The organism is uncultured Amphritea sp. (genome assembly GCF_937127095.1).
Lineage (GTDB): Bacteria > Pseudomonadota > Gammaproteobacteria > Pseudomonadales > Balneatricaceae > Amphritea.
In genome coordinates this window covers 118,167-142,940 of sequence record NZ_CAKZLP010000078.1, presented here as the reverse complement: position 1 = coordinate 142,940, position 24,774 = coordinate 118,167, and the positions used below count along the sequence as shown (strand labels likewise).

Here is a 24,774-nt window from a genome sequence, read left to right as displayed (position 1 = left end):
ATAATGCATAACCCGACCAGAACCCTGTTATCCACTCTTATTGCTGCTGTCATCGCTGGCGGATCGCTCACCGCCCTTCCCTGTACCGCAGCAGATCAAGCCCAAGGCGCGGAGAGTTCTGTAATACAGTCAAGCGGCCGGTATGCAATTCACGTGGCATCACTGGCAAGCCTTGCTGATGCTGAAGATGTGATTAAAGAACTGCCATTTAAAAATCAGGTGGCCTATATCACCAGCTCAATCGTAGAGGGGAAAAAGTGGTACCGGGTGAGGGTTGGCTTTTTTGCCAACGCTAAAGATGGGGAAGCACTGGCTGCAACGATCCGTAACAGACACCCTGAACTCTGGATAACCAAGGTTCCCGAAACGGAGAAACTCGCCGCCATTGCAGAAGTCTCCAGAATCAAAAATACACCTTTGATAACAGAAGAAAACCTTAAGCCGTCTCTACCTGCCAATGCTACGGCCGTTGAAACACCGGCGACAGAGCCACTGACTGAAACCAGCACTCCCGAACGAACGACTAACGTTACACAGCCCATCCCTGCCAGCAAGCCGGTTGCCGTCATTGCCTCTTCCGGTATTTCGGGTACATCAAAGCCCGCATCCGATAGTGATGACCCGCTTGGAAAAATAATGATCCAGGCTGAGCAGTCGATGATTGCACAGGAGTATGATCGGGCGATCCAGCTGTATACTAAAATTCTCCGGGAGCCGGAAAACCAGTACAGCCGCCAGGCGCTTGAATTTACCGGTGTAGCCCGTGAACGTAAAGGCCAGCAAGCCCAGGCTAAAGCTTCGTGGGATCAGTATCTGGAAAAATACCCTGACGGTGCGGACGCCCTGCGTGTTCGTCAGCGTATCACCGCAATGATTACCGCAACAGAGACACCCACGACACGCACCACCACAACCCGTAAAGCAGAGCCTTCCCGTTGGGACGTCTACGGTGGTATCTCACAATTCTATCGCCGGGACGAGTTTTCTACTGAAACTGAAGATTTTAAAATCACATCGGTCAACCGCGATGCACTCTCCAACGACCTTTACCTGACGGGTCGCTACCGGGGGGATGAGTATGATGTACGTACGCGGTTTTCCGGTGGCTATGAGGAAGACTTCCTCGACAGCACCCAAAGCGAAGCCCGGATCAGCACACTGTATGTGGATATTCAGGATAAGCAGGCGACAAATACACTCCGCCTTGGACGTCAGTCCAGCAGCTCCGGTGGTGTTTTAGGGCGTTTTGACGGGGTGCTTGCCGGCCACTCGTTCAATGAAACCGTTAAGCTTAACCTGGTCGCGGGCTTTCCGGTTGAAACAGCCACCTATAAAGAGGTCAATCTCGATCGCTGGTTCTATGGTGTAAACGTTGACCTGGGCACCTTCAACAACGCCTGGGACTATAACGTTTTCCTGATAGAACAGCGTAATGAAAACATACTGGACCGTCGGGCCATCGGTGGTGAGGTTCGCTATTTCCAGCCAGGTAAAACCCTGTTTACCTTGCTAGATTATGATATCTCCTTCAATGAACTAAACACCCTGTTTACACTGGGCAGCTGGACCAACGAGAAAAAGCAAACATTCAACGTTTCGGTTGATTACCGTAACAGCCCGGTACTGACCACCACCACTGCGATTCAAAGCCAGTCAGTCAACACCCTCAGTGAACTGCTGGCGACAGGCATTACCGAGGATGAAGCCCGTCAATATGCGCTTGATCGCACCACCCGAAGCTTTACCACCACCCTGGGTATGGTGCAGCCAATCACCGACGATTTCCAACTCAGTGGCGACCTGACAGTTTCCAAACAGGGCGACAGTAAAACCTCTGGCGGTGTTGATGGGTTTGCTGGAACCGATTACGAATACTCTCTATTTGTACAGGCGATCGGCAACAACCTGATTAAACAGGGAGATCTGGGTATCGTTGGTATCCGCTTGACGGATGCAACCACCAGTCAAAGGCTGGGTTTAACCTTTAACAGCCGCTATCCAGTCAACGAAAAATTAAGAATCAATCCGCGTTTTCAAACAGAATATCGTGAGAACACCGACGATAATACCTCGCAATGGTATGCCCGGCCCTCGGTTCGTTTTGAATACCGCTGGACACGCAAAACCCGTTTCGAATTTGAGACTGGTGGCGAGATATCTAACCGTGAGTTAACCACTGACACCAGCGAAACTAATAGTTATTACATTAACTTAGGTTATCGTCACGATTTTTAATCCAGCTTAAAGCTGACCCTCATATTCACTATTACTAATCAATAATTAGTAATAGTGAATCTTATTAACGATAATAATTATCATGATCATTGTGTGAATTATGACCTTTTGATGATTGTGGTTTTTATCTTTTCTCAACTAAACTAAACAAACACCGTTAGATGATGACAGCTTGAAACGGAACGCTTATGAGCTGAGTCGAATGTAGAAAGTCCAGTGCTAATAAAAATAAAAGGACGTGAGGATGGGAAATGCCGAAGCGTTACACAATGACGAAAAAGAACGAATAGAGCAACAGATTAGAGAGTGGTTTACCTCCCGAAAAAAGCTCACTAAAGAGCTTTTTAATCGTTCCTTGTCATTAGCCGGTGAACAGGCCGGATCAACCAGCCTGCCGCTTATGCTATTAAAACTGGGACAGGTCAGCGCTGAAGACCTTGCCCTCTGTCTGGCAGAAATTACTCAGCTGCGTAAAGTTTCTTTTGAAGACTTTCCTGCAAATCTCGCATGCGCCGATCTGATCGCCGAAAACTTTCTTAAACAACACTCAGTCATCCCGCTGGAGTTCAGTGACGGCATACTCACCCTGGCGATGCTCGACCCCGGCGATCAGTTTGTTATTAAAAGCACCAAACTAGCCTGCGGGGCTGAACAGGTACAACCGGTCGTCATTAGCAAAACCGATCTCGACACTCTCTACGATCAATTCTACGGCGATGGTCAGTCACAACTGGGCAAAATTGCCGATCAGATTGAAGATTCCGACGACAACAGCGACGCCGATGTCGAACAGCTGCGGGATATGGCCAGCGAAGCACCGGTTATCCGCCTGGTAAACCTGCTGATTCAGCGTGCCTGCAAACTAAATGCTTCAGATATCCATATTGAGCCGTTCCACGATAAGCTGAAAGTACGCTTTCGTTGTGATGGTTTATTACAGGAGGTTGAAGCACCGCCAGCACACCTGAGCGCCGCGGTGATCTCCCGCATCAAGATCATGGCCCATATGAATATCGCTGAGCGACGTCTGCCTCAGGATGGCCGGATCGACCTTCGCGTTCAGGGTCAGACCATCGATATCCGGGTATCCAGCATCCCTACTGTGCACGGTGAAAGCGTGGTGATGAGGATTCTGCAGCGCGATAGCCTGGTCTTAGACTTCGAGAGCCTCGGCATAAGTGGCGAACCGCTGGCGCGATTGAAAAGCGCCCTGGAAAAACCCAACGGCATGATCCTGGTAACAGGCCCCACCGGTAGCGGCAAATCAACCACCCTGTATACCGCGATGCAGGGGCTCAATACTGAACAAAGAAAAATCATCACCGTCGAAGACCCGGTAGAGTATCAACTTGAAGGGGTTAACCAGATTCAGGTGCGTTCCTCTATCGGCCTGGATTTCGCAACCACACTGCGCTCTATTGTTCGTCAGGACCCGGATATCATCATGGTGGGCGAGATGCGAGATCTGGAAACTGCCAAAATCTGTATTCAGTCAGCACTCACAGGTCACCTTGTATTATCCACCCTGCATACTAACGAAGCCGCCGGTAGTATCACCCGCTTACTGGACATGGGGGTGGAAGACTACCTGCTAACCTCTACCCTGCTCTGCGTGGTCAGTCAGCGTTTGGTGCGTAAACTTTGTCAGCACTGTGCCGAACCTTTCCAGCCGATGCCGGAACTATTAGAGCGACTTAGTCGCAATAGCGGCGAGACCATTGACCCAGACAGCAAGCTCTATAACCCGGTCGGATGTGAGCATTGCCGCAATACCGGTTACAACGGTCGTATCGCCATCGCAGAGGTTTTGCCTGTTGATGACATTATCCGCCGACATATTATGCAAAATTGCGATGCCAGAGCGTTACAACAACTGGCTGTCGAACACGGCATGAAAACCATGTATAGCGATGGCTGCAGTAAAGCGCTTGCGGGGCTGACGACCCTGGAAGAAGTGCTGCGTGTCACTCAGGAGAGCTAAGATGACCTCCTTCTATTACAAAGCGATCGGTAATAATGGCGAACTCACTGAAGGTATTATCTCGGCAGATAACCGCGAAGAGGTCATTATCCAGTTACAGGCCAGCGGCAAAGTCCCCATCTATGCTGACAGTCAACAACCAAAAAGCCAGAAAAAGAAGGCCAAAGCCGTCCGTTTCAGGTCGGCAAGTGGCGAGCTGATTTTTGAATTTACTCAGGAACTTATGTATCTGGTTGAAGCAGGCATACCCCTTGACCGGAGTCTGGAAATTCTGCAGCAGGGGAACCCTTCGCCCCTGCTGCAAGAACTGGTTCATGAACTGCGTCAGCAACTGCGTGGCGGTCAGATGTTCAGTCAGGCGCTGGAAAAATTCCCGCGCTACTTCAATCCACTCTATATCAGCCTGATTCGAGCAGCGGAAGCCAGTGGTCAGATAGGACGAGGGCTGGAAACCCTCTGTCAGCACCTGGACCGCAGCCGTCAGCTTAAAGAGAAAGTCTCCGCTGCGTTGCTCTACCCAATCATATTACTGGGTGTCTCGCTGCTGTCGATCTTAATGATACTGCTCTATGTGGTACCGCAATTTGCTGACATCATTGCTGGCTTTAGTAAGGAGCTTCCCCCGGAAACCCGCTTTGTGATGTGGTTAAGCCAGGTGAGTATCGATTATGGTGTCTATGCTCTGGGCGTCTTATCGCTGCTGCTCATCATCGCGTACCGGACTATTTCGAGTGGCTCGACCGCTGCATGGTGGGACGCGTTGCGTTTAAATCTGCCGCTGATCGGCAAACTCCATGTGAAGATCGAGTACACCCGCTTCTGTCGCAGCCTCGGCAATCTGATCAACAGTGGCGTACCGATGCTTTCCAGCATTGAGATGTCCAGTGCGGCCTTCACCAATAACACCCTGTTAAAAGAGGTTACCCTGGCCGCCACCCATATGCGCGAGGGCGGCCGCCTCTCTGATCAACTGAGAAACAGCAAACGGGTACCGCCACTGGTGGTTCAGCTCACCCAGGTTGGCGAGGAAACCGGTGAGCTGCCCGGCATGCTGTTAAAAACAGCCGATATCTATGACCGGCAGATTGAAACAGAAACTCAAAAGCTGCTGCATATCCTGGAACCGGCGTTGATTTTATCGCTGGGATTCATCATTGCGGTGCTGATTATGTCCCTTTTGTCCGCCATCATCGGGATTAACGATATAGCACTCTAATCAAGGAGAGATATGTGAAAAACAAGTCAACGCACACACAACGCGGCTTTACCCTACTCGAGATTCTGGTTGTGCTGGTCATTCTGGGGTTGCTGGCCGGTCTGGTAGGCCCCCGGGTGCTAAAACACCTGGACAGTTCCAAGACCAAAACGGCGATGCTGCAGATTCAGGAACTGGGTGCCGCCCTTGACCTTTATCGTCTCGAAGTTGGCAGCTACCCCAATACGGAACAAAGCCTGGACGCCCTTATCAATGCACCGGAAGGCGTGAGTAGCTGGAACGGCCCCTACCTGAAGAAAAAAGTCATACGTATGGACCCCTGGGGACACGAATACCGTTACAAGTTTCCCGGCGAGAATGGCGAATACGACCTGTTCTCTCTGGGCGCCGATAACAATGAAGGCGGCGAAGGAGAGAACTCAGATATCGTCAGCTGGAAATAGGCACATGCGAGACAGTCGCTAACAAGGAAAATCGGGGGATTATAGTGCAACCACATTCACAGCAACAAACCGGCTTTACCCTGCTGGAACTGCTGGTCGTTATGGCCATCGCAGGGATGTTGCTCGCGCTGGTTGTCCCCCGTTTCGGGTCGGCTTTCTCCGGCGCACAGTTTCAGAAACAGGTGCATGATCTGACCACCACGCTGAACCAGGCACGTAACACAGCCAGTGCAACAGGCCAGCTAGTCAGACTGGAACTATCAACCACCGACCGTAGTCTGGTCAATGCTACGGGCGAAATACTGTTCAGCTGGCCAGAAGATAGCGAGTTAATGTTTGTTAACTCAGATCACCAGCCTCTGGAAACCGGTTATCTACTGTTTATACCTGACGCGGGTAGCAACGGCGCCATCCTTCAACTAACCCGGCAGGATAAAAAGACAGAGTTCAGTATTAACTGGTTAACAGGAGGGGTGAGCCATGAAACCCTCTGAGTTGCAGCGTGGTTTTTCCCTGCTTGAAGTACTGGTGGCAATGGTGATCGCCGCACTGACCCTGGGTGTGATTCTCAACCTGTTCTCCGGTGCCGCTAAAAGTGCGGCGATCAATTCAGACTACCGCAACGCTGTTCAGGTTGCTGAAAGCACCCTGGAACAACTGGCCAGCGATCCGTTACGTAGCAATGATCTGGAAGGCCATGAGTCCCGATACCGCTGGCGTGCCAGCATCACACCCTGGGAGACCGGCGCTGAGCAAACAGTGCGTTACCCTTTTATCCTGTATCAGATTGAAGTTCAGGTCAGCTGGGGCGAACGGAGTGACTATCCGGTGGTATTAAAAACCCTGCGGTTGGGGGCACGCTCATGAACCGGCAGAGATACCAATCATCCGGTTTCACACTACTGGAGATGCTGGTGGCGATGGTGATCACCACCATCCTGCTAGCGGTTGTGTACGGCAGCTTCTACCAGGGTATTCGTAGCTGGCACACCATCTCTGTTCATACTGATAGCGAACAGCAGCAATACCTGCTGCGACAGCATCTGCGTCAACAATTACAAAACTGCCTGTTAATCACTAATGATCAGCAGCGTAACAGCCCAATCGAGTTTGACGGCCGTGAAGACAGCATTGCGTTTGTCTCAACGCTTTCCCCCCTGCAAGGAGATGCGGGTTTATACAGTTACACCGTGACACTTAAAACCGAACCCGCCGAGCTCGATATTCAGATAACACCCTATGGAACAGACACTCCCGACCTGCAACAACACCTGACACTGGCAACCACCAGTCCCCTGCAGGTTGAATACAGTGATTCCGTCGGCAACGATATAAACTGGTTAGAGCGCTGGCCTTACAGAGACAGACTACCCCAGTTAATTCGTATCTATCAGCCTGATACAGAACAGCCCGACTGGCTGCCACTGACTGTAGAGTCGAGGAGGCACCGCCATGCGCTCTGAGTTTCACCGTAACGTTCCGAAAAAACAGCACGGTGTTGCCCTGCTAAGTGTGCTCTGGGTGGTCATTATTCTCTCGCTGCTCGCAGGGAGTCTGGTTGCCAGCCAGCGTTACAGTACGGATACAACACGGCAGTGGTTATATCAGGCTCAGGCACGCTATGCGGCGGAGGCAGCTGTTCACCTGACCCTCTACAACCTGCTAAGTCATCAGCTTCAGCCTGGCTCAGAAAACACAGAAGAGGAACCCCCTACTTACGAGGGCTTCAAGCTTTATAGCACTATCTATAGTGAAGCGGGTAAAGCCGATATTAACCAGATATCTGACCCGCTACTGCGCAAGATAATGCAGGGTTTAGTCGATGATCCCCAGTGGGCTGACACCATAACTGACCGCATTCTTGACTGGCGTGATGGCGATGAACTGGTCCGGCTTAATGGCGCTGAACGGCGCGATTATCTGCAGGCCGACCATCCTTTTCTGCCCACCAATCAGCCGTTCAAAAGTGTTGCTGAGCTACAGCGGGTGATGGGTATGACCACCGCACTCTATCTTAAATTACAGCCATTGGTAACGATCTACTCCGGACAGAATAGCATCGATATGGCCGCCGCCCGACCCGAGCTTTTAGAGGCGATGGGGATAACGACGAATCAGACCCGCCGCTTTTTTAATGCCGCCAGCAGCCGTCTTCTGGAGATATCCTCACAGGTCGAAAAGCCGGGTTTCAGTGGCATGCAGCTGTCCTCCACTATTGCACTTCAACCCGGCAACATAAGAGAACCTTTTCACATACTTGCATGGGATTACACAGTTCCCGGATTAACAGAAATGGCAGTAAGTCTTCTGCCAGAACAGGGAGGTAGTCATGCTACCGAATGATCACAGTAGATCCGGTGACAGAGCTCTGTCGGGTTGGGATCTGCTATTCCAGAAGAGCCACGATGCGATGCTGATGGTTGACTCCGACCTGAATATCATTGACGCCAATGCAACGGGCTTAAAACTCTGCAATATTGGCCGGAATCTCAGTGATATAGACAGTATCAGCAGTAAAGCGGACGAGCGCCGTACCATTACCAGCAGTGTTCGTTGGGCATTAGAGCAGATGACACGCTCGGAAGGACGGGTTATCTTTCTGAAACAAAACAATGCCGATGTCCAGGTTGATATCTACCCTGTCAGTCACCCTGACCGGGGCGCAGTAATTATTATCAAAGAGCCAACCGAGTCACTGAATCACCAGACCCTCAGAGATGTCCCTGAGAAACTTTACCGGCTGGGAATGACCGCTGCAGGTATTACCCACGAGCTAAGTAATCCAGTCAGCTCCCTCTACAGCCAACTGGAAATGATGCAGAGTAGGCAGGAACAACCCGATAAAGATCTGCGTACCTGTCTCGACCTGATCAGCAGAATAAGAATCATACTGCGTGAACTATCCGGCATCATGAAAGACAGTTCGCCCCTTGATGACCGTAGTATCGACCTGAGTAAATTTATCCCCAGCACACTGAATCTACTGAAGTTTTGTCCCCAGGGCAGGGAGATTGAAATCGATCATTCAGTCGAGCCTGGCACTCCCCTGCTGGATATCAGTGAGAAGCACCTTTTACTACTGCTGGATAACATCAGTGATAACGCCATTAAAGCGGCGGGAGAAGGGGGTCGAATCGATGTTAGCGTAACACCGACCGATAGCGGAGGAATCAGCCTGCGCTTTACCAATAGTGGCCGCAATTTAAGCCCTGAAACGCTGACTCAAAACGATCTATACAACCGGGGAATGGGCGTAGGATTGATGATCACACGCCAGATTGTAGAGAGCTATCAGGGCACAATTAACATATCCAGAGCCCGCGATGGTGGCACACAGGTATTGCTGAGCTTCCCCGCACACTGCTGCAGGGCAAGAGATTCTGAAGAATAGATCTGTACATAGGCCAAGGGAGTTTGCAATGAGTGACATTCTGATTATCGAAGACGAGCCGGTGCTCAATGAAAACCTGAACCAGTTTCTGAGTAGCAAAGGCTATCAGGTACATTCAGCTAATTCGAAAGCAACCGCCAAAGTATTACTCACTGAGCACTTGTTTGATGTCGTACTCAGCGATATGCGCCTGCCCGATTGCAACGGCACGGAGTTGATTGAACACATCAAAGAGGTAGCACCCTCCAGTATCATTCTGGTCATGACCGCTTACAGCTCACTTGAAACGGCACTTGACGTATTTCACAGCGGTGCACATGACTACATTATCAAGCCCTTTCCCCTGCAAGAGATTGAGCACAAAGTAGAGAACGCGCTGCAATACAAACAACTATTGAATGAAAATGCCAACCTGCGTAACCGGCTGCACCAGGACTCTGAAAATATTGAGATGCTGGCAGGCAGCAGCCTCCAAATCTGTGAACTGCGACGCCTGATCAACAAAGTAGCAATCTCCAATACTAACGTACTGATTCAGGGTGAAAGTGGCACGGGTAAAGAGTTGGTCGCTCAGTCAATACATGCCAAATCACTAAACGCTGACGGTCTGTTCGTTCCGGTTAACGTTGCTGCCATTCCCGAAGGCCTGGTCGAAAGCTATCTATTCGGTCATATCAAAGGCTCGTTTACCGGTGCTAATCAGACCCGGGAAGGGGCTTTTCGTATGGCTTCAGGCGGCACGCTGTTTCTCGATGAAATTGGCGAAATGCCGCTGCAGATTCAAAGCAAACTGTTACGGGTTTTAGAAGACAGCCAGGTTTATCCAGTCGGCAGTGACACTTCGGTTCCGGTTGATACCCGGATTATCTGTGCAACCCACAGAGACCTGGACAAAATGGTAGCTGATGGTGAGTTCCGTGAAGACCTCTGGTATCGACTCAATGTCGTTAACCTTAAAACTCCGCCATTGCGGGAACGGATGGAAGATATACCTGCACTGGTGACACTGATTCTGACACGGTTAAAAGTTGAACTGAAACGCCCGATCATGGATATCGATAACGATGTTATTCATCACCTGATGAACCAACCACTGAAAGGGAATGTCCGTGAGCTGAAAAATATTCTTGAGCGCGCGGCAGTACTCTGTGATGACAACACTATCCGGGTCAGAGATCTTGCCCTACAGGCGGGAGATCTGGCGAACCTGCAGTTAGATGAAAGCGGCGCCCTCTCCGAACTGAGTACCGCCGTAGAAAAATTTAAACAGCAACATATTGTCGCTGCGCTTGAAAGCACTGAAGGTTGTCGCGAATCTGCCGCCCGCTTACTCGGTCTGTCAACCGCCACCCTGTATCGGCAACTGGATAAACTAGGATTAAAAGGCTACGTTGCCCGCTCATCGAAAGGCGTTATCGGTCCCCTTGCAGCGGAAAATGACGAATGAATAAGCCGCTGATAACTGAACAGGATCATCCGGAGAGCAACCTGCCATCACAACAGGTTTCAAGTAGCTCACAGAACAACCGTCTGATCCCTGATCGTGAATCGGATCTGCTGCGCACTTTTACCCTGCTCAGCTTTATTACCATCACCCTGATAAGCCTGGTCGGTGCTTTGATCCTGACCAACATTGTGACTAAGCGCATGCTGCATGAAGAAGCCAGGGTGACCCAGCAGTACATTCAAAGTGCTGTCGGAACAGAACGACTGCCTGACCGCCCCTATCAGGAGGACTTTCTCAATAATAAACGCTGGCTGGCTGGCTATTTGCAACGTATCGGTCGACTACCCAACACGCCGCTGGTTAAGATTTACTCCCCGGATATGGACGTCGTCTGGGCGACCGATCCTAACCTGATTGGTTTGTCATTTACCGATAACCCTGAACTTGCCCGGGCATTTAATGGTGACCTGATCTTCAAACAGGAAGATATTAACGAGCTGAACGATGCAAACGATAAAACGGATCTTGCCTACTTTGCCAACTCTCTTGATCAGGTCATTGAGATCTACATCCCCCTGTTCAATTCAGATCAGAGTAAGGTTGTCGCAGTCGTGGAGCTATACAAAACCCCAGACGAACTATTTCACAGCCTGTATGAAATTAAACTATTCATCTGGTCTGGTGCACTGATCGCCGGAAGCATTCTGTTCATTGTGCTGTTTTCTATCGTGCGCAAAGCCAGCAAGACAATGAAACGTCAACGCCAGGCGATTGTTGAGTCTGAAGCCCTGGACACCATTGGAGAGATGACATCAGCGATGGCGCACGGTATCCGCAACCCGCTGGCATCGATTCGTTCCAGTGCTGAGCTGGCACTGCTCTCCCCCACTAGCGCGGAAAAGATGTCAGAGAATATCATCCTGTCCGTGGACAGGCTTCAGGAGTGGATCGGTGAATTCATCCAGTTCACCGAAAGCGAATCCCGATTTGATAATCAGGTGGTTGTTTTTGATCGGCTGGTTGAGGAGAGCCTGCAACTAATCAGTGAGCAGGCCAATCGCCAGAGCATTGTTATTGAATTACTGCCATTTGAAACTTACGCACCTGTTAGCGGAGATCCGGCCCTGTTGCGCCAGCTGCTGGGTATCATTCTTGATAACTGCCTCGAAGCGATGCCTGACGGTGGCATTATCACTGTTCGCCAGCAGAACCATGACAAGCACCACCTACGGCTGGATATTGCCGATAACGGCATTGGAATTTCCCAGGAGCAGATCAAAAATGTGTTTCGCCCTTTTAGCAGTAATAAAAAGCATGCACTGGGCCTGGGACTCATGATGGCGCAACGCATTGCCATGCACCACAGCGGTCACATTGATCTGATCAGCCAGGAGGGGGAAGGCACGACGGTGTCCGTTATCCTGCCAACAGTATCAAGCCAACGCGCCAAAATACTGGTAATTGATGATGAGCACACTTTCGCAACCAACCTGAAAACCTACCTGGAACAGTATGAGTTTGTTGTTGAACTGACTGAGACTGCCAGCGAAGGGCTGGCCAGAGTTGCCAGCTGGCAACCAGACATCGTTCTCACAGAGGTCCGCATCAGCGATATGGATGGTGTAAGCCTGTGCCAGGAGATTCTGAAACGTTATGCCCGGACAACCATTATCGCACTGACCGGTCAGGCGAATGATAAACGTGGCCAGAAACATGACCTGATTACCCGACTACAGGCAGTGGGTGTACGTAACGTGATGACCAAGCCGCTACCACTGGCCGACATTCGCACCGCGCTTGAACAAGCAAAATCAACCAGTCAATTTACTTCTCAAAAGTGATAATCAAGCGTGATATTTAACGTCAGAGCTGCGATAAACAGAGGAGATAATCCTACATTCTAATAACAAAATCACATTAAAAACAGGTAGTTGAATTTTAAGGAATGAGTATTGCTGTAAGCATTTACGCTTACAAGGAGAAGGTGTTAACCCTGTCCAGGTGAACATCAACTGACAGGATTTAATAAGAACTCAAAAACAGTGTAAATAGCTTATTGTCATGGCCTCAATGCCTGACTAAGAACTTTCTCAGGGGTGTCGAAACGGAGTTCCGATACGACTGTAAATCATTCGGGGGGATGATCAGTAACACAGACAGATCTATGGCGGGACAGTGATATGACATCAACGATTTTGATTATTGATGACTCACCCTCTAACCAGCAGAAATTATTTACCTGGCTCAGGCCTACCGGCAACCGCTTGTCTTTTGCCAGAGATTGCCACTCAGCGATGAAGATTTTGCTTCGGAAGCAGCCTCAACTGATAATATTTTCTGTTAAACAACCCCATATGTCTGCGCAAAGACTGATCAATAAACTGCAAGCAAGAGCACCAATGGCAAAGCTGATTGGAATTTTATCAGCCACCGCCAGCTCTGGAGGAGCCAACCCCGGATCCATGCAACAGATAAGCGACGTTCTGATTGAGCCTCTGTGCCAGGAAGAAGTGCTTATCACTGTTTCACAACTGCTCAGACTCCAGCGTCTGAGCATGGAAAATGATTACCTGAGAGAGGAGCTGGCATTTTCATCGCTGGCAGCACACTGGCACACAACGGGGGAGTATGGCCATGAACAGGAAATACACAAGATCACAATTCACAAAACCAGTTAAAGCAGGGCTGACAATCGTAGCATTAGCAACCCTGTTCACTTCATCACTTCAGGCTCATGAAGATACCCATCAGATGCACAGGATGATGGCGGAGATGAAGATGGACAATAATATGAATCATAATGCCCATGAGGGTCACATTATGACCACTGAGGGCAAAGATCCACATGCTCAGCATAAAATGATGATGACTGACGTTTCCGCTAAAGACAAAGTAGAGCGCAGTCGTCATGACTACAAAGCATCCGCCGTAACGATGCTGAACCAGAATGGAAAACCTATTGATATTGATAAACTACTGAACAGCGACAAACCGATGATGGTGAACTTTATCTTCACCACCTGCCCGACGATCTGCCCGGTTCTGAGCTCAACCTTCTCGATAGTAAACCGCGAACTGGCTGAAGCCAAAGATCTCACTATGATCTCAATCTCAATCGATCCGGAAGCAGATACGCCGGAGGCGCTGCAGCGCTACGCGAAAAAATTCGAGGCACGTGAAAACTGGATCTTTATCACCGGCTCGGTTGAAGACAGTATTACTCTGCAAAAAGCGTTTGATATTTATCGCGGCAGCAAGATGAACCATGAGCCCGTCACATACCTGCGTGCCAGCTCGGATAAATCCTGGACCAGACTCGATGGATTCCCCAGCAGCGACCAGCTTATCAGCGAATACCATCATATGAAGATGGGCCACTGATAAAGACTTATGGCTCAGATAAAGCTTATGTCTGTAGTAAAGCCCGGGGCGTTGATGAAAGCACGCCTGAACGCAGTGCTGATTATAATGCTCCTCAGTCTGTCCTTCCCTGGGCAGGGGGCTGAGAGACCGACAACAGAAAAAGGCGAAATACGGTCAGCTAAGCTATTTTCAAGAAATCTTCCGTCAGAAGGCCGTTCTATATTCATGACTGGCCGCCCACTGAAGGGGACTTCTATAACAGCTATCAGTCAGGGGCAATCGTTACCAGGAGAGTTGTTTGCCTGCGCTAACTGTCACCGACATAGCGGCCTGGGTACCAGCGAAGGCGGCTACCAGGTTCCCGATATCACCGGCGCCACTCTGTTTGCGCCCATTGAGGTTAAACAGCGAGAACTCTACGCTGAACGCACTGAGGGCTTTTATACCCGCCCTGCCTATAACCGAGACACCCTGAGGATTGCAATCACCCAGGGGATCGGAGCCACGGGCAAGCCACTGAGTAAAATCATGCCCCGTTATCAGTTGAACCAATCCCAGACCGATGCCCTGATTAGTTATCTGAACACGCTGGACTATTCTGACCCTCCCGGCGTCAGTGCGAACAACCTTCAGCTTGCCACGATTGTCACAGATGATATCTCCGCAGCAGAAAAGCAAGCGCTGATAAGCACTCTAAATCAGTTTTTTAAAGAGAAAAACGCCCAAACCCGCCATGAGGTCAGACGCGTAAAATACTCACCCTGGCATAAAGACTGGCAGTACGATAACTACCGCCACTGGGAGCTGAATGTCTGGGAATTAACAGGCGCCCCTTCAACCTGGTTTCAGCAGCTCCAGCAATATTATGACGCCAATCCGGTCTTTGCGGTTGTTGGAGGCACCAGCCACAAGAGCTGGGAGCCGGTCAGTACATTTTGTGAAGCCCAGGCGCTGCCCTGCCTGTTTCCCGATACCGACCTGCCGCCTGATAACCCAGGTCACTACAGTCTCTATTTTTCTGCCGGCATGAGTCTGGAAGCCCGCAGAGTCATCTACTGCCTGAAGAAAAATGCCCGCTACAACAGGGTTATTCAGGTGACAGGCGAAGATATTCGCTCAGAGGTTGCTGCAAGCGATCTGGAAAACAGAGTTGCCTCACTGCCCAATCAACCTGCTTCGAAAACAATACCGCTATCAGCGTTTCTTAACAGCCCGTCTCACACTTCTGAGAATAGCGCTAATACACTATTTATTCTGTGGCTAAGTGATTCTGAACTGCAGCAATTACCCGGCGATTTTAACCCCTCAAACGCAACCGTCATGCTCTCTTCAACCCTGTTGAATCGGCGCTTTGATCGAATACCTGAGCGGATACAGAAGCAAAGCTGGCTGATTCACCCTTACAGCCTGCCTGACAGCACAGGCCAGCGGATACGCAGCAAAACCTGGCTGTATGCCCGGGGCATTGCAACCCCCTATGAGAAGCTGCAATCCAATACCTATCTGGCGCTCAGCGTGCTGACAGAATCGATGATGCATATCCGCAGTAACTTCTCTCAGGATTACCTGATTGAACGTATTGAACATATGCTGGAGAACAGCCCGGAAACCTCTGTCTATCGTCGACTGAGTCTGGCACCCGGGCAGCGTTTTGCATCCAAAGGTAGTTATCTGATCCCTCTCAGTCTAATCAACTCATCGCCTGAACAAGCCGGTCAATACTGGGCTGTTCCTGAGCTATGATCTCCTCTTGAGATTTTTGCAAAACTAATAATATCTCCCTCTTATGCCTGTCTCAAATGAGAGAAGCCAACTGTCACCCAACAACAACACCATAACAGCTCAAGATAAAAACAACTCTAACCATCTGTTTTTAAATGACTTACAAAACAAAATCAAAGACATGGTGCACTTCTTGCGTTGTTGTCACACAAGACAATCCAATTTCACGTCGCAGTATCGGGACAAATAAGTTTGATTGCCGACCTTATGACGAATCATAAAAGAGAACGACAAGAGGGGGTTAGACGCCATGTCTTGTTTCAAAAAGTTAATGCGACAACGCGGTGATGGAGCACACAAGACAGCTATAGGCTGCTCTCTGCTTTTCGCCAGCTTTCTCGCCATTTCACCGGTGCAAGCTCAGACTGTTAACATTAACGTGGTAACGCCTGACCCTGCTAATCCTGATAATTTTTTGCCTGTGGATGGTTTCCGCTGGCTAATTGAAGAAGATAGCACCTGGAATATAAAACCCGGGGTTCCTGTCGGTAAAACACTTGCAACAGGGTTTCATAGCAGCCATTCGCCTGTATTCTCAAAAGGTGAATCAAGCAACGATACGGCTTCCCAGGAGAACCTGGACGACACTCAGCGTTACTTTATCAGTGTAACGCCACATAACGGTTATACCATTGGCGGTGCCGAAATCACTGAAGGTGCAACCTCGGTTCAGGTAGTCGTTAATCCACTACCGATCCCCACTGCTCAGTTCTCTGTTTTCGTTTTTGAGGATTTCAGTCCGCTGAACGGAGCTCCCGATTTCCCGGAAGAAGATCCATCTCTCAGTTGCAACTCCGCCCGGGCTAACCTTGGACCTAACGCAACCGATTGCCTTCCAGGCTCATTCGATCCAACTCAGTTCAGAGTACTGGTTGAAGAAGCCGGTGGCCGTTACGGTGCAACCGGTGGCCCGGTATCGCAGGATGCCTTTGGTAACCCTCTGGGTACCGAGTACGAGTATGATGCTCAAGGCAATGCGGTACTGGTTGATGGTGTTCCAGTGGTTACTGTGTCGGGTGACGGCATAATTCATCCCGGCCCTGACGGAAGAGTGCTGGTTAAAAACCTGCCTCCGGCAAAGTATGGCGTTGTTATTACCCCGCCAACCGGCCAGGGTTGGGTGCAGACCTCTACGATTGAAGGCACTAATGTTATTGATGTCTGGCCTGCGGCTAATGAACCTTCTTACTTTGTCGAGTTCGGACCACCCGGTTTCCATGCCTTTGTCGGCTTTACAAAGCAGTATGAAAATACCGTTTTCAAAAATGCTAACAATGGCAGTGCCACCATTCTGGGTCAGGTGCTGAATAACCATATGTCCAGACCGCCAGAGCTGGCATTCTTCAATGGTGATCCGATTCCGGGATGCTGGGTAGCACTGAACCGCCCCGGCGCCCTTCCTGCAATCGAGACACAACCATGCGATGCCGACAGCAACTTCAGCTTCTCTAATGTCCCCCCTGGTGACTACATCCTGGCGGTTTGGGATAACAACCTGGACATTGTCATCGCCAGTAAAAATATCACAGTACCAAATACCGCCAATGCGGTGATTGATCTGGCGGATATCCCCGTATTTAACTGGTTCGCTAAGCTCAGCTCCAGTGTCTTCTTCGATACTAACCAGAACGGCTTCAGGGATGCCAATGAACCATCGCTGGGGGCAGACAAGTCAGCGGTAAATCTGCGTTTCCGCAACGGTACAATCTATCAGTCCTTCGCCATTGATACCGAAGGTGAAGCACCGTTTGATGAAGTCTTCCCATTCTTCCACTGGTTGGTTGCAGAGGTTGATTTCGGAACGTTGAAAGCGACCGGTGTCACCTACGTAGTAGATGATGGTGGCGAAGTTCGTGCCGACGCAGGCTGGGATGACCCTACCTTTGATGTGCTTAATCCGCAGCCGCAGTTCTGTACTCAGGCGCGCATTGATAATGCTGTCGAAGCAGGTGATCCGGCCTGTGATATCACTATCCCCGGAAACGAAAACCTCGTAGCAGGTTCTCCAGCCATCAACCCGAATACCGGCAACAACCTCTCTACAACTAAACAGGGCCAGGTCCTGACACTCGGTATGCAGGGATTCCTTGGCCAAACCAACCGTCTCGAGTTTGGTAAAGCTTTATACAACACTGCAACCGGTGAAAACGGTGGCATATCCGGCATGGCGCTGTATGCGATTACCCGTGCAGAGAATGACCCTCGATATGCTGTTGGAGAGGAATGGGAACCCGGTATTCCAAGGGTACAATTTAACCTCTATCGTGATTCAACCGGAAATGGTGTTATCGACAGCGCTGCAGGGGGGGACGTTGCTGTTAACCCTCTCGGTATTTCGCAACATGTTCGCCCCGACGTAGATCGCTATCCACTTAACAACTTCCCCGGACCGGAAGATACCGACCGCAACAGCGATGGCACCTTCGACCTTGGAGACGCGATTCAGGTAACCTGGTCAGATAGCTGGGATGACTCCAATCCTACTAATTGCCAGGGGGTAGACTTCACTGCACATCCTGAACTCGGTAATGCGGGCGCACACACTACCGACTGCTATGATGGTCTGCGTAATTATAATCAGATCACCGACGGTGTATTTGACGGCGGTTACGCTTTTAATGACCTGTCTCCTGGACGTTATATCGTAGAGTCTGAGCTGCCTCCGGGTTACGAGCTGGTCAAGGAGGAAGACCGTAACGTCGACTACGGTGATACTTACACGCCATCACCTCTGCTGGCACCGCCACTGTGCGTTGGTGACAATCATCAGGTATCACCCTATTTAAGCTATCAGGTTGGTAGTCAGGATCCGGCACCCTTTGCCGGACAGTATCGCCCCTTGTGTGACCGTAAGCTGGTTGCACTGAGCAGTGGTAAAAATGCTGCAGCGGACTTCTTTATGTTCACTGATGTGCCGATCGCTGCGCACGTCGTGGGGGGCATTCTGGATGATACAGCCAACGAGTTCGATCCTAATTCTCCCAACTTTGGCGAGAAGTACGCGCCACCATGGCTGCCAGTATCATTCAAAGACTGGACTGGCCGTGAGATTGTGCGTACTTATTCTGATGAGTGGGGGCACTTTAACGCACTATTACCTTCTACCTATTCTGTAAACCTGCCGATGCCAACCGGTGTGTCACCCAACATGGTGACTGCATGTATGAACGATGCCAGCCCTATCCTGAACCCCGTTACCGGCAAACTGGAAAGGGATCCTTACCACAACCCGCAATACAGCCAGTTCTGTTATACCTTCCAGTATATGCCTGGCTCTACAACCTATCTGGATACCCCGGTAGTGCCTGTTTCGGCTTTCGCTGGCCCTAACCAGTTCCCTCTGGATTGTGAACTGCCAACCAGCACTCCCGGCATCTACACCGTAGAAAGCAGTGTCACCGGAGGTCCGGCTGCTGCACCCGGTGATATCGTTACCATTACATCTCAGGGGTCTGCTGTTGAAATCCCTAACCCGCAGTACGATGGTACGGCGACTACCACGAAAACGGTTACCCGTGATTACAGTTTCGGAGCTTCAACCGGCACCGTTACCGTAGGTGGTACAGCGGTTGCCGTTTCAACCTGGAGTAACGACACAATCACCTTTGCTGTGCCCGCTGGTCTCTCTTCCGGTCAGCTGGAAGTCACTACATTCAACGGTGAAAAGTCGGTTAACTCTGTTACCCTCAACATTCTGGCTCCTGGAGAAACTGTCGCTACGGTTTATCCATCCAACAACCTTACCGATACACCTATTCAGGATGCTATCAATAACGCCAATGCTGGCGATCTGATTCTGGTTTCCCCTGGTGACTATCATGAGATGGTCATTATGCATAAACCGGTTCGCCTGCAAGGTTTCGGTGCTGCATCTACCACCATTAATGCGGTTCGCGCTCCGGCGTCAAAACTGCAACTCTGGCGTGACCGGGTTTACAGCATGGCAATAGCCGGGGATTATGACCTGCTTCCAGGTCAGGCACTGGGCGGCCTTAATATTATTGACCAGGTGCCCGTCTTTGGTACTGAAGAGGGTCCTGCGATTCTGGTTGTGGGTAACGTGGGTGAATATGCCACGGCCAAGTCCCGTATAGATGGCTTAGGTATCACCGGTGCGACTGATGGCGGCGGTATCTTCATCGGCGGCTATATCGACAACCTCGAGATCAGTAACAACGATATTTATACCAACTCCGGTAACTTTGGTGGTGGTATCCGAATCGGTTATCCAACCATGACCAATGAGATCAATGGTGATCTGGTTCATGTTGATGCCGAAAACAACAATATCAATATCCACAACAACCAGATCAACCAAAACGGAAGTTCCGGTGGTGCAGGCGGCGGCGTGGCGCTTTACTCTGGTAGTGATAACTACCAGATCACCGACAACATGATCTGCGGTAACTTTACCCAGGGTGATGGTGGTGGTATTGGCCATCTGGGTCTGAGCAACAATGGTCTTATTGCCAACAACACCATCGCGTACAACCAGTCTTTCACTCAGGGTCTGGAAGTGCATGGTGGTGGTATCTTTGTCGGTGGTAAGGGTGGCCTGGCGAATGCGACAGGTAACGTTGGCCTGACTCCGGGAACCGGTTCCGTCATGATTGAAGACAATATGATCATGGGTAACCAGGCAGGTGCCGGTAGCGGTGGTGGCGTGAAGCTGAACTTTGTTAACGGCGCCGATGTCACAACCAACCCGGTCCTCAGCAGTGCCTGGCATAGCATCAAACTGTATGACAACATCATCGTCAATAACGTCGCTGGACGTGATGGCGGCGGTGTTTCCATGCACGATGCCAGTGCAGTGAGCATGGTGCATAACACCATTGCCTATAATGACAGCACCGCAACGGTTGCTGCCACCATCGATCCGGCGCTGAACGGTCTCAGCCAATCCACACCTCAACCGGGTGCGGGTGTTGCTTCTCACCGTCATACCGTTGAGTTAGCCAGTGCATCGGGGCAGAGCTATAGCGATCCTGAGCTGGTTAATAACATCATTCTGCGTAACCGCAGCTTCTACTGGTTTATCAACGGTGCCAACGCACCTCAGACCTTTGGTCTGGTGCCTGACATCGGAGCGGGTGAGCTTCCGGTATACAGTGATATCGCTGTTGTGGATGATCTCAACCTGAGTCTGCATCCGAAAAACTCATTGCTGACCGATACGCTGGAAAATGGAGCATATGCTGTAGGTAATCAACTGGCAGCAGACTCCGACCAGATCTTTGCCACACCACTGGCAAATGGTCAGCCGGGACAGACCATCATGCAACAGGAGCAAACCACTAATATTAATATAGCGGCGGCTCTGGATGAGGGCGGTAACTTCATCGATGTTCGCTTTGGTCCATTATCGCTGGATCCAGCCCTGCGCGGTAATTACCGTCTGGCTAACGATCCAACCAATGGCGCCATTGACAACGGATTGATTGATGTATTGATAGGCAACGGTAGCCTACTTGATGCTGACTTCTACGGCACGCCACGCTATTACAATGCGGGCCCAGAGATCGGCGCAGAAGAGCTGCCTGTGGGTATCAGAACTATCCCTAACGCAACGCCTCTGGCTATTGCAGTGGATGATGTCCGCCGTGTAGTAAAAGCCGGACCTGCCTGGAACCTTCAGGGTTATATCCTGAACATCAACAACCTGCTGCGTAATGATATTAATACCACAGGCTGGAGAGATGCGGTTCCGGTTATTGGCAGCGAAACCGGTGGTGGCATTCTGACCTGGGGTGTTCCTCGGAACAATCAGTTCATGTTTACCACACCAACAGGCCGTCGTTCGGTTGGCCAGTTTAGCTTCCAGTACAAGGCATCGAATGATCCAGCGGCGAATACTGCGACAGTTGTCCTGAATAAGGATATCTCAGTTCAGCGCGCCTTTGCCCGGGTTCGCAACAACGGCAACGTTCGCTGGCGCTTCAACGGCTGGACAACCTTCCCGTCCGATACCCGTGTACGTCTGTACATGAACGGTACGGCCACCGGTACTCCTTTCGCTGACTGGAAACTGGATAACGCCAATGGCCGGTGGATCTACGCAGTCGAGCAGGGTCCGAACCCAACCGGGGTTACGGAGGTCAGTGTTCGCATCGGCAACCGTGTACTCAAGCACATCCCCCTGGAAATCCGATAACAGTCACTGCGGTCGGTATATCCGGCCGCAGCCTAGCTCAAGTTAGAGGAGCGAAACCATGAATAAGAAAGCAATAAGTCTGATGGTCAAAACCGCTATAGCCGGTGCGATGATTAGCTACGCGGGCCTTGCCAGCGCGACCGTTTACACTCAGTGCCCCGGAGATATCGACGGAAACGGCCTGATCGATAATGCCGAAATAGCCGGGGATAAAAATCTCAACGGCCAGATTGATGATGGTACAAATGGAACCACCAATCTGGGTGAATATGCTAATACAAAGTGCATGCACCTGTCCGGCGGTGATGGTTACATTAAAATGGCCGATGACCGCCCGATGTATATGTTTGGCTTTGGCGATATGAGCGGCATACCTGATAGCCAGGTCATGTCTGAAGGGGTGTTATCTGCGCAGTTCCCTGCCCCCAGTATCGACCTGAAAGAGGGGCAACCCTTCTATCTCACCCTGTCTAACGTCGGCATGGTGATGCGCCCGGACCTGTTCGACCCGCACACTGTGCACTTCCACGGATTTCCTAATGCATCATCGATATTTGATGGACTGCCAGATACCGCTATCTCCATCAACATGGGTGCCAGCCTGACCTATTACTACAATGTTCAGGAACCCGGCACCTATATGTATCACTGCCACGTGGAAGCAACTGAACATATGCAGATGGGCATGCTGGGCAATCTCTATGTTCATCCTGCACAGGATGGAACACCCTATGCTGACCCCGACGGGTCAGGTCGGGTGTACGACAAATTTGTTTATAACGATGGTGACGGCTCTACCGGCTATGACGTTGAAGTGCCCATTCAGATCGGTTCTTTCGATTCCCGCTTCCATGATGCCAGCGAGTCAGTACAACCTTTGCCTTTTGCTGAGATGGCGGATAACTACCCTATGCTGAATGGCCGGGGCTATCCGGACACTGTTTTTCAGGGTGCTCTGCCCTCAGTTGATGATGATCTCGATCCGGGAATCCCGTTCAAGCAAAACCGCCAAACGCAAAAAGTATCAACCTATATCGAAGCAAGCCAGGGGCAAAAAATACTGTTGCGGCTTTCCAACCTCAACGTAACACGCTTCTACTCCCTGAATACCCTGGGTATTCCGATGCAAGTAGTGGGGATGGGTGCCAAACAGCACATCAGCTCTGCAGGTAAAAAGCTCTATTACAAAACCAACTCAGTCACTCTGGGTGGCGGTGAAGCGATTGACGTATTGCTGGATACAGCAGATGTCTCTCCCGGCAAGTATTACCTCTATACCGGTAACCTGAACTACCTGAGCAATGGCGACGAAGATTTTGGCGGCATGATGACCGAAATCAACGTTAACTGAGTCTGAGCAGGCGAGGAGAACTACTATGAAATTTTTACGCAGCTTTGCCGCTCTGACCAGCGCTATAGTGCTGACAGCCGTCAGCTGGACAGCGCAGGCAGAGATTAAGGGCATCGTCGGTACGACCACCGATGGCCATCAGAAAACCTTTAACCTGGAGGTCGCTCCGGCAAGCATCAATACGCCCGATGGGGACAGCCTGTTGATCTGGGCTTATGGTGACCTGGATAACACCTCAACTCCGGTCCAGTATCCTGGGCCAACTCTGATTGTTAATGAAGGGGATGCGATAACCATCAACCTCACCAACACCAGCATCAACGAACCGGTTTCTATGGTTTTTCCAGGACAGAAAAATGTTGCTGCCGTGGTCTCAACGGTGGTGCCCGGTGCCGCTGCTGCAGCCGATCCTAACCGGGTCGTACTGACAGAGGAAGCCAGTATGGGCGAAACGGTGACCTACAGTTTCACCGCCAGTCAACCGGGGACGTACCTCTACCACAGCGGCTCCAACCCGGATCTGCAGGTCGAGATGGGACTCAGTGGCGCGCTCATTGTGCGCCCTGCAACCAATCCTGACTCCCAGGCTTACAACAGTGCCGACAGCTACTATGACCATGAATACCTCTACTTTCTGACCGAGATGGACCCATCTATCCATCAGGCAGTCGATTTTGGTATGACACCCGATACCAGCAACTTTCATGCGGTTCTCTGGTTTATGAACGGTCGCAACGGGCCGGATACGCTGTTTGATCACGATGTGCCCTGGATGCCTAATCAGCCATACAGTTCTCTGACGCGGATGCACCCGGGTGAGAAAGTGTTATTGCGGATTATCGGTGCTGGCCATGATATGCACCCATTGCATACCCATGGTAACCACTTCCTGCAGATCGCCCGCGATGGCGCATTGCTGAGCAGTGATCCTGGCAATACCGCAGTGGGGGCTGACCTGGCATTTAGTGATTACACACAGCAGGTTCTGCCCGGCGCCACCTATGATGCACTCTTTGAGTGGACCGGAAAAAACATGGGTTGGGATATCTACGGCCATACAACCGGCAGCGGTGCACTCTGTAATGGTCTGGATAGTGCCAGTGATTCAACCGATCCGGTAACCTTTGAAGATTGCAACTTCCACAACGTGCCCATTCCGGTTGACCTGCCAGAAAACCTTGACCTGACTTATGGCGGTTTTTACAGCGGCAGCCCCTACCTGGGCGCAATGGCATCCCTGCCTCCCGGCGAAGGGGGCCTTAATCTCAACGGCGGCCTGTTCTTTATGTGGCACTCCCACACTGAGAAAGAGCTGGTCAATAACGATATTTTCCCCGGCGGCATGATGACCATGCTAATTATTGAACCAACTGGCGTACCAATCCCATAGGGTTGGCATCAGAGAAGAAGG

17 protein-coding genes are annotated in these 24,774 nt (G+C 50.7%); all 17 read left to right on the top strand.

Features of this window, described 5'->3' with window-relative positions:
* The first annotated feature begins 3 nt into the window (after positions 1-3).
* The 17 genes from Q0499_RS20915 to Q0499_RS20835 all read left to right on the top strand — a co-directional run bounded on the left by Q0499_RS20915 (position 4) and on the right by Q0499_RS20835 (position 24,753).
* Positions 4-2,235: an SPOR domain-containing protein gene (locus tag Q0499_RS20915; RefSeq protein ID WP_299203965.1), complete on the top strand. Its 2,232-nt coding sequence runs from the start codon at positions 4-6 to the stop codon at positions 2,233-2,235.
* 244 nt (positions 2,236-2,479) lie between these two features.
* Entirely contained in the window at positions 2,480-4,216 is a 1,737-nt protein-coding gene (gspE, locus tag Q0499_RS20910) for a type II secretion system ATPase GspE (RefSeq protein ID WP_299203962.1), read from the top strand.
* A 1-nt stretch (position 4,217) separates the two neighbouring features.
* Complete coding sequence (locus Q0499_RS20905; protein ID WP_299203959.1) at positions 4,218-5,432, top strand: type II secretion system F family protein; 1,215 nt, start codon at positions 4,218-4,220, stop codon at positions 5,430-5,432.
* Between the two features lie 14 nt (positions 5,433-5,446).
* Entirely contained in the window at positions 5,447-5,875 is a 429-nt protein-coding gene (gene gspG / locus Q0499_RS20900) for a type II secretion system major pseudopilin GspG (protein WP_299203957.1), read from the top strand.
* 44 nt (positions 5,876-5,919) lie between these two features.
* Positions 5,920-6,369, top strand: a complete 450-nt coding sequence (locus tag Q0499_RS20895) for a prepilin-type N-terminal cleavage/methylation domain-containing protein (protein WP_299203954.1) — start codon at positions 5,920-5,922, stop codon at positions 6,367-6,369.
* Positions 6,356-6,742, top strand: coding sequence for a type II secretion system protein (locus tag Q0499_RS20890; protein WP_299203951.1), 387 nt, complete (start codon positions 6,356-6,358; stop codon positions 6,740-6,742). Before Q0499_RS20895 ends, Q0499_RS20890 begins: the two co-directional genes overlap by 14 nt.
* On the top strand, positions 6,739-7,338 hold the full coding sequence (locus Q0499_RS20885; protein WP_299203948.1) for a prepilin-type N-terminal cleavage/methylation domain-containing protein: 600 nt from the start codon (positions 6,739-6,741) through the stop codon (positions 7,336-7,338). The genes Q0499_RS20890 and Q0499_RS20885 overlap by 4 nt, the downstream gene beginning before the upstream one ends.
* Positions 7,328-8,218: a type II secretion system protein GspK gene (locus tag Q0499_RS20880; protein ID WP_299203945.1), complete on the top strand. Its 891-nt coding sequence runs from the start codon at positions 7,328-7,330 to the stop codon at positions 8,216-8,218. The genes Q0499_RS20885 and Q0499_RS20880 overlap by 11 nt, the downstream gene beginning before the upstream one ends.
* Entirely contained in the window at positions 8,205-9,266 is a 1,062-nt protein-coding gene (locus Q0499_RS20875; RefSeq protein WP_299203942.1) for a HAMP domain-containing sensor histidine kinase, read from the top strand. Before Q0499_RS20880 ends, Q0499_RS20875 begins: the two co-directional genes overlap by 14 nt.
* Before the next feature lie 28 nt (positions 9,267-9,294).
* Positions 9,295-10,713, top strand: coding sequence for a sigma-54 dependent transcriptional regulator (locus tag Q0499_RS20870; protein ID WP_299203939.1), 1,419 nt, complete (start codon positions 9,295-9,297; stop codon positions 10,711-10,713).
* Positions 10,710-12,554 (top strand): ATP-binding protein, encoded by a 1,845-nt coding sequence (locus Q0499_RS20865; RefSeq protein WP_299203936.1) that lies wholly within the window; start codon positions 10,710-10,712, stop codon positions 12,552-12,554. Before Q0499_RS20870 ends, Q0499_RS20865 begins: the two co-directional genes overlap by 4 nt.
* Positions 12,555-12,893: 339 nt before the next feature.
* The gene (locus Q0499_RS20860) at positions 12,894-13,391 is read left to right on the top strand and encodes a response regulator (protein ID WP_299203933.1); all 498 of its coding nucleotides are present in this window, start codon (positions 12,894-12,896) and stop codon (positions 13,389-13,391) included.
* Positions 13,348-14,094 carry an SCO family protein gene (locus Q0499_RS20855; protein ID WP_299203930.1) on the top strand — a complete coding sequence of 249 codons (747 nt, stop codon included), beginning with the start codon at positions 13,348-13,350 and terminating at the stop codon, positions 14,092-14,094. Before Q0499_RS20860 ends, Q0499_RS20855 begins: the two co-directional genes overlap by 44 nt.
* Positions 14,095-14,301: 207 nt before the next feature.
* Entirely contained in the window at positions 14,302-15,819 is a 1,518-nt protein-coding gene (locus Q0499_RS20850) for a c-type cytochrome (RefSeq protein ID WP_299203927.1), read from the top strand.
* 289 nt (positions 15,820-16,108) lie between these two features.
* Complete coding sequence (locus tag Q0499_RS20845; protein ID WP_299203924.1) at positions 16,109-22,012, top strand: hypothetical protein; 5,904 nt, start codon at positions 16,109-16,111, stop codon at positions 22,010-22,012.
* 58 nt (positions 22,013-22,070) lie between these two features.
* Positions 22,071-23,363 carry a multicopper oxidase domain-containing protein gene (locus tag Q0499_RS20840; RefSeq protein WP_299203921.1) on the top strand — a complete coding sequence of 431 codons (1,293 nt, stop codon included), beginning with the start codon at positions 22,071-22,073 and terminating at the stop codon, positions 23,361-23,363.
* Positions 23,364-23,388: 25 nt separating this feature from the next.
* Entirely contained in the window at positions 23,389-24,753 is a 1,365-nt protein-coding gene (locus Q0499_RS20835) for a multicopper oxidase domain-containing protein (RefSeq protein WP_299203918.1), read from the top strand.
* Positions 24,754-24,774 lie beyond the last annotated feature (21 nt).

Bases quoted from the DNA above. Each gene is read 5' to 3' on its own strand.
- Q0499_RS20915 (WP_299203965.1), top strand. From the start codon at position 4: ATGCATAACCCGACCAGAACCCTGTTATCCACTCTTATTGCTGCTGTC.
- gspE (WP_299203962.1), top strand. From the start codon at position 2,480: ATGGGAAATGCCGAAGCGTTACACAATGACGAAAAAGAACGAATAGAG.
- Q0499_RS20905 (WP_299203959.1), top strand. From the start codon at position 4,218: ATGACCTCCTTCTATTACAAAGCGATCGGTAATAATGGCGAACTCACT.
- Q0499_RS20890 (WP_299203951.1), top strand. From the start codon at position 6,356: ATGAAACCCTCTGAGTTGCAGCGTGGTTTTTCCCTGCTTGAAGTACTG.
- Q0499_RS20885 (WP_299203948.1), top strand. From the start codon at position 6,739: ATGAACCGGCAGAGATACCAATCATCCGGTTTCACACTACTGGAGATG.
- Q0499_RS20880 (WP_299203945.1), top strand. From the start codon at position 7,328: ATGCGCTCTGAGTTTCACCGTAACGTTCCGAAAAAACAGCACGGTGTT.
- Q0499_RS20875 (WP_299203942.1), top strand. From the start codon at position 8,205: ATGCTACCGAATGATCACAGTAGATCCGGTGACAGAGCTCTGTCGGGT.
- Q0499_RS20870 (WP_299203939.1), top strand. From the start codon at position 9,295: ATGAGTGACATTCTGATTATCGAAGACGAGCCGGTGCTCAATGAAAAC.
- Q0499_RS20865 (WP_299203936.1), top strand. From the start codon at position 10,710: ATGAATAAGCCGCTGATAACTGAACAGGATCATCCGGAGAGCAACCTG.
- Q0499_RS20860 (WP_299203933.1), top strand. From the start codon at position 12,894: ATGACATCAACGATTTTGATTATTGATGACTCACCCTCTAACCAGCAG.
- Q0499_RS20855 (WP_299203930.1), top strand. From the start codon at position 13,348: ATGAACAGGAAATACACAAGATCACAATTCACAAAACCAGTTAAAGCA.
- Q0499_RS20850 (WP_299203927.1), top strand. From the start codon at position 14,302: ATGACTGGCCGCCCACTGAAGGGGACTTCTATAACAGCTATCAGTCAG.
- Q0499_RS20845 (WP_299203924.1), top strand. From the start codon at position 16,109: ATGTCTTGTTTCAAAAAGTTAATGCGACAACGCGGTGATGGAGCACAC.
- Q0499_RS20840 (WP_299203921.1), top strand. From the start codon at position 22,071: ATGAATAAGAAAGCAATAAGTCTGATGGTCAAAACCGCTATAGCCGGT.
- Q0499_RS20835 (WP_299203918.1), top strand. From the start codon at position 23,389: ATGAAATTTTTACGCAGCTTTGCCGCTCTGACCAGCGCTATAGTGCTG.